Here is a 10,452-nt window from a genome sequence, read left to right as displayed (position 1 = left end):
AGAGAGCCTGGTTTGCCTTGACAACTTACAAAGCTTGGCACACACTTGCTTTTGGTACGCAAGGAGTAAGGTATGTTGAAAGAGTTGAAAGAGAGAGTCTGTGAAGCAAATTTGCTCCTGCAGACACATAAGTTGATCACATTTACCTGGGGCAATGTCTCCGAGGTGGATGAAAACCGTGAATTCATGGTGATCAAGCCGTCAGGTGTAGCTTACGATGAGCTTACCCCCTCTTCCATGGTGGTCGTTGAGCTGGCCAGTGGCAGACCAGTGGAGGGATCGTACAATCCTTCCAGCGACACCCCGACCCATCGATACTTGTTCAATCACTTTGAGACGGTAAACGCAGTAGTCCATACCCATAGCAGGTGGGCGACCATCTTCGCCCAGGCCGGCCGGGGCATTCCGGCTTTGGGAACAACCCACGCCGACTATTTTTACGGGGAAATCCCCTGCACCCGTGCCATGACAGCCGAGGAGATCCAGGGTGAGTATGAAATGGAGACGGGCAGGGTGATCGTTGAACGCTTTGCCGGCATCGATCCCAAAAGCGTTCCCGCCGTTCTGGTTCAAAGCCATGGTCCCTTCTGTTGGGCAGACTCTGCACTGAAGGCTGTAGAGTACGCGGTGGTGCTCGAGGAGGTGGCGATGATGGCCTACCACTCGATGTTGCTCGCCGATGCAAATCAAAAACCGATGGATCAGCATCTGCTTGACAAGCACTACCTCAGAAAACACGGCGCTCATGCCTATTATGGTCAGAATCGGTAAATAGGAGTCATGCGATGAAGAACATGGAAACGGTACGGTTGGGATTGGTTGCGGTCAGCAGGAGCTGCTTTCCCCGTTCATTGTCCGAAAAACGGCGCAAGGCGGTGAAACAGGCTTGCAAGGGGGAGCTGTATGAGTGTCAGATCATTGTAGAGAATGAAATTGACATGCTTAGAGCTCTCAAGGATGTCCAGGACCATGCAGTGAATGCCCTGGTGGTATTTCTCGGGAACTTTGGGCCTGAAACTCCTGAGACCTTGCTTGCCAGGCATTTTCCCGGTCCGGTGATGTACGTCGCTGCAGCTGAAGGCGACGGGGATTTGCATGACGGCAGGGGGGATGCCTATTGCGGCATGCTGAATTGCTCATACAACCTGAGTCTTCGCTCCTTGCGCGCCTACATTCCCGAATACCCGGTGGGCAGCGACCGTGAGGTGGCCGCCATGATCGAATCATTCATCCCGGTCGCCCGTGCCCTGCTCTCGCTGAAAAAGCTGAAGATCATCAGCTTCGGACCCAGGCCCCAGGACTTTTTGGCCTGCAATGCCCCCATCCAAGGGCTTTTTGACTTGGGTGTGGAGATTGAAGAGAACAGTGAACTTGACCTGCTGGTTGCCTACAACAAGCATGCCGGCGATCCGAGGATCCCTTCATTGGTGGAAGAGATGCAAAGCCAAATCGGCTCAAGTCCCTACAGCGGGATTCTTGACCGGCTGGCCCAGTATGAGCTGACCCTGCTCGATTGGGCCGAACAACACAAAGGGGAACGTTCCTATGCAGCCTTTGCCAACAAGTGCTGGCCTGCCTTCCAGACCGAGTTCAAGTTCGTCCCTTGCTATGTCAACAGCCGCCTGAGCGAGCAGGGCATCCCCGTCAGCTGCGAAGTCGACATCTATGGGGTGCTGAGCGAGTACATTGGTCAGTGCGTCACCGACCTTCCTGTGACGTTGCTGGATATCAACAACACGGTTCCCGCTCCGGTATATGAACAACACATCCGCACCAAGCGCCCGTATCGCAATGACGATTTGTTCATGGGATTTCACTGTGGGAACACAGCCTGCTCGCTGCTCAAGAATCCCCATATGGGCTACCAGCTCATCATGAAACGGGATCTGGAGCCGGAGTTGAAGCACCCGGATATTACCAGGGGAACCATGGAAGGCGATCTCATCAGCGGACCGGTAACCATCTATCGACTGCAATCCAACGCCCGCGGGCAGCTGAAGGCCTATATAGCCGAAGGTGAAGTCCTCGACGTCCCCGCTTCCAGTTTCGGCAGTATCGGGATCATAGGGATTGAGGAGATGGCACGGTTCTACCGCTATGTGCTGTTGGCCAAAGCCTATCCCCACCATGCTGCAGTTGCTTTCCGGCATGCAGGAAAAGCCTTGTTTGAGGTGTTCCGATATCTTGGAATCGAGGATATTGCATACAACCAGAAACCTGGTCACCTCTATAGCAATGAAAATCCCTTCAAGCATTGAGCTTGAAGGGACGTAGATGCCGTCTAGATCCAGGAGTTCCTCAAGGTCTCAATTTCCTTGAGTTCCTTGGTGTCGGTTGCCCTGATCGGCTTGAACACCTTGGCCTTCTCCAGAACGTAGGAGAGCACCATCACCGCCTCTTGGCGGTCGCTCATCTGCGTCAGGTTGACCGATGAGTAGAATGGTTTGGTCGCCCCTCCGTCCTTGGCTTCGTAATAGCGGTATTTCTCCAGATTGGTGGAGGCTTTCTGCCAATCCCTTTGCATTTTGGAAAGCTCCTTGGCTCGTTTGGAAGCACTCCAGTTTCGTGCGTACAACTCCTCGGCAAGCTTCTTGTAGTGTCCGGGATACAGCAGATGGGAGGGAATGGTGTCCATTGCCATGCGCATGTAGCTTATCGCCCACTCCTTGTTCCCGAAGGAGATCACCCCACCGGGCAATTCATCGTACAGGCTTGAGAGCACATACCATGTCTCGCTCGAATCGAGGATTTTGAAGTCGTTTACGATGACCGTAAGATCCTCGAGCATGCCTTTTGCTTTTCCCAATGCGTTCAGTGGTCCCTTCGTCTGTCCCCAGCGACCGACGTTGGATGCCTTCCAGAGGTAGCCAAAGGGGGAGGGGTGCTTCTCTATAGCCGAGAGAGCATAGGTCTCGCCTTTTTCGTACAGGGAAAAACGTCCCGCCTTGTCCTCTTTGTCAAGGTCGTCTCCCAGGGAGACCATGACCCGGGCAAGTCTCCACAGGATCTCTGATTCCTCTTCGGCGTTTGCAGCCCTGCCCAGCTGGGCGAGCAGTTCCTGCTCTGCTTCGCTGAAAGCATCCCTGTCGTAGAGCGCATCCGCCTCCGTCACCGTGATTGCTGAAAATGCCGGACTGCAGGCCAAGAGGAGAGCAATCAGGACCGCCCATCGCTTCAATTTCATAGAACCTCCTTGTGTACGTTAGGAAAAGAGTCGTTTGATCAAAGAAAGCTTGCCGCGATACGGGGCATACCGCAGCTTCACCTCAAGCCATGTTTTGCTTTCAAGCATGCTTTTTGTGTGGCTGAAGGTTTTGAAACCTTCCCGGCCATGATAAGCTCCCATGCCGCTGTTTCCCACTCCTCCGAAGGGAAGGGCTGTATTGGAAAGATGCATGACTACATCGTTGATGCATCCGCCTCCGAAACTCAGCGAGGTGAGGACCTGGTTCTTATGCTCCTTGTTGGTTGTGAAGCAGTACAGAGCGAGCGGATGTTCGCGCTTCTGGACAAAGTCGAGCGCCTGCTCGAACGTGTCGTAGGCGACCAAGGGAAGGATGGGGCCGAAAATCTCCTCCTGCATCAAGGGAGAATCCAGGCGGGGATCGGTGATGATGGTGGGGGCGATGCGTCGAGTTTTCGGATCGATCTGTCCGCCCCAGGCGAGCGTCCCATACTCAAAGAGTCCGATCAGGCGGGAAAAGTGCTTCTCATTGATGATGTTTCCCAAATCACTGCAGTGCAAAGGATCGGATCCGAACATGGCTGTGATGGCGATTTTCATCTGTTCAAGCAGTGCATTGTAGACTTTTCGGTCGACGAGGACATAATCGGGAGCCACACAAGTCTGCCCTGCGTTCAGACACTTGCCCCATATGATTCTTCGTGCAGCCAAACCGATATCGGCATCAGAAGCGACAATGACCGGGCTCTTGCCTCCGAGCTCCAAGGTGACCGGGGTTATATGCCTTGCAGCGCTTTCCATCACCAATTTCCCAACCTGCGGGCTGCCGGTGAAAAAAATATGGTCGTATCGATGCTTCAAGAGCTCCTGATTCATCTCCGCCCCCCCTTGAAAGGTGGCGACATGGTTGCTGTAGAAGAGTTTGGAAAGCATCTCCTCGATTACAAGCGCTGTATGACTGCTGTACCTGGAGGGTTTGAGTATGACACAATTGCCGGTTGCAATCGCACTGATCAGAGGGACGATGGTAAGTTGGAACGGATAGTTCCACGGGCTCATGATCAAAACAATGCCCAGCGGCTGTGCAATGGTGTAGGATTTTGAGGGGAAGGAGAGCAGGCTGGATCTGACTCGTTGTTTTGCCGCCCATGCATCCAGATGCTTCAGATGCTCGTCCAGTTCTGTATACACGATGCCCAATTCGGAAGCGAACCCCTCAAAGTCAGTTTTTCCCAAGTCTTCATACAAGGCATTGAGAATCTGTTTTTCATATGAACGGATGCCGTCCTTCAATTTTTTGAGTTGTTCTTTTCTCCAAGCGATGCTCAGCGTATTTCCGTTTTGGAAAAACGCCTGCATCTCGCTCAGGCAAAGCTCGATTTCATTCATGCTCCCCCCCCTTCAGCCAGTATGACACCCAGAGTATGGATTTGTCAAAATGTTGCGATGGTTTGTGCGTTCAATTCCCTCAGCACGGCCTCTGCCAGCCTGACCGAGTTCTGTACGTCATCCAGGCTGCTCACCCCCCAATGGGTGTGGGCATAGCGTACCGGGATGCCGATTACAATGGTGGGAATGCCTTGCTCCGACAAATGAAGAGCGGATGCATTGGTGGCCCCTCCGCTTCGAACCCCTTTTTGCACCGGTATGTCAAACTTTTTGGCGATGTCCAGTGCAAACTTTTGGAAGCGGGGATTGGTTATCATTTTTGAATCGATGAACCTGAGCATGGGACCTTTGCCCACGATTGTCTGTTGCTGGTAGGCGGGCAGGAAGGTGTCGTCGGCGGGGCTTCCTTCGAAGCAAATGGCAACATCGGGCTTGATTTTCCGGGCGGTCAGCTGGGCCCCCCTGCAACCGACTTCCTCCTGACTGGCAAAGGCGGCAACGAGATTGACTGCAAGGCTCTTGCCGTGCAAGGACTCAAGTACATCGATGATGGTGGTGCAACCCAGTCTGCAATCGAAAGCTTTTCCGAATAACAACTTGGTGTTTTCTTGATGGATGCATGTCGCTTCCGGGATGACGGGGCTTGCAACATCAACGCCGAGGCTCAGGACTTGCTCGATGCTGGAGGCCCCGATGTCGATATACATGGATGCAATGTCGGGTGCACTCTTACGCTCCGCTTCGCTCTGGTAGTGCGGGGGTTTGGAACCTACGATGCCGGGTATGGTCTTCCCGGTGGATGTTTGCACCCTGACCAGGTGGGCCGGAACATTGGAAGGGACCCAGCCGCCGATGGGGATGAATTCCAGCATGCCGTCGGCTCTGATGCATTTGACCATGAAGCCTACCTCATCGGTATGGGCATCCAGCAAAACCACTGGTTTGTCCTTCTGGTTTCCGGTTCTATGGAGGTAGAGGTTTCTCAGACAATCCTCGTCAAACCGCCCGAATGCGCCCGCTTCTTCGCGTATTGCCTGGACTACCTCATCCTCAAAGCCGCTGATGCCGTTGGCATCACAAATTCTCTGTATTCTGGAAAGTTGACTCATTACGCACTCCTCTTACGCTGGATAATTATCCATAGATTGAAACTCTTGTACACCCGCCTTGACTGTCGGGAAACAACTTTCTAGAATTTGAGACGGCGATGGGGTTCGCCTTCGTAACGAAAACCGCAGGGCTTTGCAAGCTGCTGATAACTCCTGTGATACATCCATTCTCTGTGGAGGTTTGTATGGCATTCAGCCTTGCCGCCGTGGTTTTGTTGTGTCTGGTTTTGGATTGGATCCTGTCCAAGGCACGTATTCCCTCACTCATCGGCATGCTCTTGGTGGGCGTGCTTTTCGGACCGGCTGTTTTGAACCTGCTGGATCCTTCCCTGCTTGCCGTGGGCTCTGATTTGCGGATGATCGCCTTGATTGTCATCCTGCTTCGCTCGGGATTGGAGCTTTCACGGGAGAGCCTGCATACAGTAGGGTTCCAGGCCATTCTCCTTTCTTTCCTGCCGGCTCTATTTGAGACGCTTACGGTCATGCTCGTCGCTCCCAAGCTGCTTGGCCTTTCTGTATTGGAGAGTGCCCTGCTGGGCTGTGTGCTTGGCGCAGTTTCCCCCGCAGTCGTGGTACCGATGATGGTCGATCTCATTCAGGAAAAGCGTGGTACGCAGAAGGGTATACCCACCCTCGTGCTCGCCGGTGCAAGCATGGATGATGTTACCGTCATCGTTGCTTTCAGCATTGTGCTTGGTCTGTATGTCGGCGATACCGTGAACCTGGTGTGGACGGTTGCAGGGATACCCCTTTCAATACTTTTCGGGATAGGCGTCGGCTTGGCGATCGGCCTTGTTTTGATTCGCATTTTTGAGCGGTATAATCCCCGCGCAACCAAGCGGGTCCTGGCCATGCTGATGATCTGCATCATCCTGGTGCATCTGGGCGATGTGCTTGAAGCCGTACATGTCCCCTTTGCAGCCTTGCTTGCCGTCATGGCCATCGGTTTCATCATTCTGGAAAAGCGGGAGCACATGGCCCATGAGCTTTCGGCAAAGTTGGGGAAAATCTGGATTTTCGCCCAGATTCTGCTGTTTGCCATGGTGGGCTCCCAGGTGGATTTGGCAGCTGCCAAGGAAGTGGGCCTGCATGGATTTCTCCTGATTCTCATCGCACTCTGCGGACGAAGCATCGGAACGTTTCTTTGCACACTTGGAAGTGGCTTCACCGCAAAAGAGAAGGCGTTCATTGTTATTTCCTACCTGCCGAAAGCAACCGTACAGGCAGCCATCGGCTCCACTCCGCTTGCAGCGATGAGCTTGCATGGCATGCCGACAAGAGCCGGTGAAGTGATTTTGGCAGTAGCGGTGATGAGCATACTCATGACAGCACCCTTGGGAGCGATTGCCCTGGACTGGGCCGGCAGGCATTTTTTGACTGTTGACCCACGGCCTACATTCAGCAGCCTGGTTGCAGTGAAGGAGAGCCTGAACGAGGGAGCTGCAACCTAAAGCGCTGCGGGTGTGGATACAACAGCCTTGGATTGCAGCCCGGAAGAAGGGTACATACACGGATGGCCGGTAGCTGATTGGGAGATATGATGCTATCAATAAACCATCCGGTATCTTCTTTGTATACCGTGTTCTAGCAGAAGTCAAGGGTGAGGCTCCACTTCCTGTTCGAGAACAAGCAAGACGTGTCGGAACAATAAAAAAGGGAACCTATCCGGCTACAGGCTCCCATTATAGCATCTCCTAGGGGAATTGAACCCCTGTTGACGGGATGAAAACCCGTTGTCCTAACCACTAGACGAAGGAGACAGTACTGCATGTTCCAAAAAACAGAGGCAAGATGAGCCGCACAGGATTCGGACCTGTGACCCACGCCTTAAAAGGGCGTTGCTCTACCAACTGAGCTAGCGGCCCCTGCAACGTTAAGGACTATAGCAGAGAGCAAGAAAGGGTGTCAACTACCTTGATGGGAAAAAAGGACAGAGAAGAAAACTCTAATGATAATGGCGGTCTTTGGGAAGCAGGTAGAGTTGTTGGGCTTTTTCCATAATTGCTTGTGTCACAGACTCTTTTCCTTCAAAATCGGCTATGGTTCTTGCTACTTTGCAACAGAGGTACGAACGTCTGAAACTCTGCTGCGACCCTCGAAAAACCTTGGTATATAACGGCAGGAGACTTAAAATCTCCTGTTCGCTTCGACTCATCTGCATGGTGCGTACATATTCGATTCGTTCGTAATCGATGGTGGTCGTATTAACCTCGCTTACCAAGAGGTTCTCGCTTGTCAGCGCCAGTGCCATGGCGAAGCGGTCAAGCAGGGGATGGCCGAGCTTTGACCAGAATTTGTCAATCTGTATTTCACTGCAGCGACAGATTCCTTCAAGGGAGCCGAGATTTGCACAGCTGCAGGCATTGGTTGCACAAACCACCAAGGTACGCAACGGATAGCCTCCAAAGGTGTGGGTATCCATCACCGAGGCAAGTGTTGTTCGGATATTGGGACGCTGATGGGATAATTCGTCTACGATGAGAGCCCCTTCATGTGCTTTGCACAGTTCAGGGACGACACCTTTGGCCAAGTCGGCCTGCCTCATACCCAGAGGAATGGAAAAAACCGGTCTCTTCTCGACAGGTCGACCATGCATAGCTGAAATTTGTTGTTGTGCTTCGCTGTCCAGCGGAGGCAGCAATGAGGCAACACGGCTCAACAGCAGGGTTTTTCCCGTTCCGGGCGGACCGTAAAGTAGAAGCGGCAGATTTCCCGCTGCTGCGTAAATCAGGGCTTGTTTAGCTTGCTTCAGTCCGATGATATTGGCGAACGGATTGAGAGGAGAATCCTCTCTTGCAGGGGATTTGTCGTGGTGCACCTGTTCCCCTTGGTGCTGGAGGGAATACCTGCAAAGCTGGGAACCCGCTTCCATCAGGGTACTGCATTCGCAGAATTGTGGACCTTCTGTTTGCCCTGGAAGCAGGCTGTTGCGACCTACCAGCACCAAGCCCACGCCATGCTGCTCACACAATGTGGGAATGTCGCGAAGCGAGGGTGACGGCCTGATCCCTCCTCCAAGGGCCAACGAACCAAAGCAAAGTACCGCCGGTGCTTGGAGTGCAAGCAGGTGTTTCTCATAGGCAACAAGTGCAAGGGCGAGCGGGGCGGCCATTTCCTGAAGAGTGGTGAGAGGCCTCAGCTGTACCGTTGCCTTGGGCAGGGAGGGAAAAATCGATAGCAACAGGAGTTTCAACTCACGCTGCTTTGCATCTGAATAGCCGAGAATGGTCAACTCATGGGTGCTTTTCACCAGTTCGATGGGAATGAGACTGCCTTGAAAGCCATGACTTTGGTATCCATAGATTAGCATGTACGCTAAGGCAGACTTTGTCCTCTACTGCTTCAGCAGACGGGAAAGCCTGGTGTATTGGAGCTTGTAGGCCACCACCAAAATCAGCGCCGCCGCAATCCATGCGATGGGGCTGGATAGGCAGATGCCGACATAGCCGAGCACCGGGGGAAGGGTAACCGCCACCAGTGCTCGGAAAATGAGCTCCTGGATGGATGAGAGCATGGGAATGAGGCCTGAACCCAGTCCTTGGCAGGTATTGCGAAAGACGAAGATCAGGCCCAGAGGAATGAAGAAGTAGGAGATGATGTGCAGGTACTGGACCGTTTGTGCAACCACCTGCTGTTCTGATGGTTCAATGAAGAGGAGGGCGAGTTGTTTCCCGAAAAGGAAAACCAAGCCCGATGCAAGGGCGCTGAAGAGGATGCACAAAAGAAGTGCGCTGCGGATTCCCTGTTGCACCCGGTCGAGCCGACCCGATCCAAGGTTCTGTGCACTGAAGGTGGCCATGGCCAGGCCGAGCGTCACCAACGGCTGGGTGACCAATTGCTCGATTTTCACTCCTACCGAGTAGGCGGCCACCGTGTCGCTCCCGCTTTCGTTTATCACCGATTGCACGATCATGACCCCGATTGCACACACTGAAAACTGCAGGGCGCTGGGCAGTCCTATCCTCAACAATCTGCTGATCATAGGCCAATCGATCTTCCAGTCCTGACTGGTGAGATGCAGGCTTGGATATTTTTTATAAATATACAGAAGACACAGCAATGCGGAAATCGTCTGGCTGAGGACGGTGGCTGCCGCCACGCCTCTTACTCCCATGCCCAACCCGATGACGGCAGCCAAGTCTCCTGCTATGTTCAGTGCGGATGCTATCAAAAGGAAATACAAAGGAGAGCGGCTGTCTCCAAGCGCTCTGAGAATTGCTGCAAACAGGTTGTAGTAGATGGTTGCCACAATGCCGATATAGATAATAATGAGGTAGGCATATGAGTCATCGATGATGTTCTCTGGGGTTCTGAGTATTTGTAGCAGAGGTCTGGTTGTCAGTATGGCAAGAGTCGACACAATAAGAGAGAGGAAGCAGGCGCTGAGCACGCTCATTGCTACAGCCTTGCGCATGCTCTGCGGGTCCTTTGCCCCGAATTTTTGACTGATGATCACCGAGAAGCCTGCAGTGAGGCCGACAACGAAGCCCAGGATGAGAAAGGTCATCGAACCGGTGGCGCCTACTGCAGCCAAGGCCTCGACTCCAACATAGCGCCCGACTACAAAGGTATCGACCATGGAATATAACTGTTGAAACAGGTTTCCGCCGAGAATCGGCAGCATAAAGAAAAATAACAAGCGAGCGGGCTTCCCGCTGCTCATGTCGTGTTCCATGGGCGGTTCTCCTGCGATGCATCCTATCCCTGAATCCATAGTTGGGCAAGCTGGAGCATGTGAAAGCCTCTGTGATTTCGCAGATTTTTCCTGAA

General features: G+C 53.1%; 8 protein-coding genes, 2 tRNA genes and 1 riboswitch. Of the genes, 3 read left to right on the top strand and 7 right to left on the bottom strand.

All coding sequences use genetic code 11. The annotated features are described in order from the left end of the window. Window positions 1-72 precede the first annotated feature (72 nt). Window positions 73-771 carry an L-ribulose-5-phosphate 4-epimerase gene (locus B3F49_RS01245; RefSeq protein ID WP_293908623.1) on the top strand — a complete coding sequence of 233 codons (699 nt, stop codon included), beginning with the start codon at window positions 73-75 and terminating at the stop codon, window positions 769-771. 14 nt (window positions 772-785) lie between these two features. Then, a complete protein-coding gene (locus B3F49_RS01240; RefSeq protein WP_293908622.1) occupies window positions 786-2,258 on the top strand; it encodes an L-fucose/L-arabinose isomerase family protein in 1,473 nt (490 codons plus the stop codon). A gap of 23 nt (window positions 2,259-2,281) precedes the next feature. On the opposite strand, the gene B3F49_RS01235 is transcribed toward B3F49_RS01240, so the two are convergent. The 3 genes from B3F49_RS01235 to B3F49_RS01225 are packed head-to-tail and all read right to left on the bottom strand — an operon-like array spanning window position 2,282 to window position 5,682. Continuing rightward, complete coding sequence (locus tag B3F49_RS01235; protein WP_293895344.1) at window positions 2,282-3,184, bottom strand: hypothetical protein; 903 nt, start codon at window positions 3,182-3,184, stop codon at window positions 2,282-2,284. Window positions 3,185-3,202: 18 nt separating this feature from the next. Beyond that, a complete protein-coding gene (locus B3F49_RS01230) occupies window positions 3,203-4,573 on the bottom strand; it encodes an aldehyde dehydrogenase (protein ID WP_293908621.1) in 1,371 nt (456 codons plus the stop codon). 44 nt (window positions 4,574-4,617) lie between these two features. Continuing rightward, window positions 4,618-5,682 carry a M42 family metallopeptidase gene (locus B3F49_RS01225; RefSeq protein WP_293895350.1) on the bottom strand — a complete coding sequence of 355 codons (1,065 nt, stop codon included), beginning with the start codon at window positions 5,680-5,682 and terminating at the stop codon, window positions 4,618-4,620. 85 nt (window positions 5,683-5,767) lie between these two features. Continuing rightward, window positions 5,768-5,845, top strand: a riboswitch (Fluoride riboswitch). A 22-nt stretch (window positions 5,846-5,867) separates the two neighbouring features. Between B3F49_RS01225 and B3F49_RS01220 the strand changes: the two genes are divergently transcribed. Next, complete coding sequence (locus B3F49_RS01220) at window positions 5,868-7,133, top strand: cation:proton antiporter (RefSeq protein WP_293908620.1); 1,266 nt, start codon at window positions 5,868-5,870, stop codon at window positions 7,131-7,133. Between the two features lie 237 nt (window positions 7,134-7,370). Here B3F49_RS01220 and B3F49_RS01215 read toward each other — a convergent pair. The 4 genes from B3F49_RS01215 to B3F49_RS01200 all read right to left on the bottom strand — a co-directional run bounded on the left by B3F49_RS01215 (window position 7,371) and on the right by B3F49_RS01200 (window position 10,357). Further along, window positions 7,371-7,442: transfer RNA gene (locus B3F49_RS01215), tRNA-Glu, on the bottom strand. Window positions 7,443-7,474: 32 nt separating this feature from the next. Further along, window positions 7,475-7,547: transfer RNA gene (locus B3F49_RS01210), tRNA-Lys, on the bottom strand. Window positions 7,548-7,627: 80 nt separating this feature from the next. Further along, complete coding sequence (locus B3F49_RS01205; RefSeq protein ID WP_293908619.1) at window positions 7,628-8,992, bottom strand: ATP-binding protein; 1,365 nt, start codon at window positions 8,990-8,992, stop codon at window positions 7,628-7,630. Window positions 8,993-9,016: 24 nt separating this feature from the next. Further along, window positions 9,017-10,357, bottom strand: coding sequence for an MATE family efflux transporter (locus B3F49_RS01200; protein ID WP_293908618.1), 1,341 nt, complete (start codon window positions 10,355-10,357; stop codon window positions 9,017-9,019). Window positions 10,358-10,452 lie beyond the last annotated feature (95 nt).

Source organism: Sphaerochaeta sp. UBA5836, from assembly GCF_002432845.1.
Taxonomy (GTDB): domain Bacteria; phylum Spirochaetota; class Spirochaetia; order Sphaerochaetales; family Sphaerochaetaceae; genus Sphaerochaeta.
This window is presented reverse-complemented; position numbering and strand designations above follow the sequence as displayed.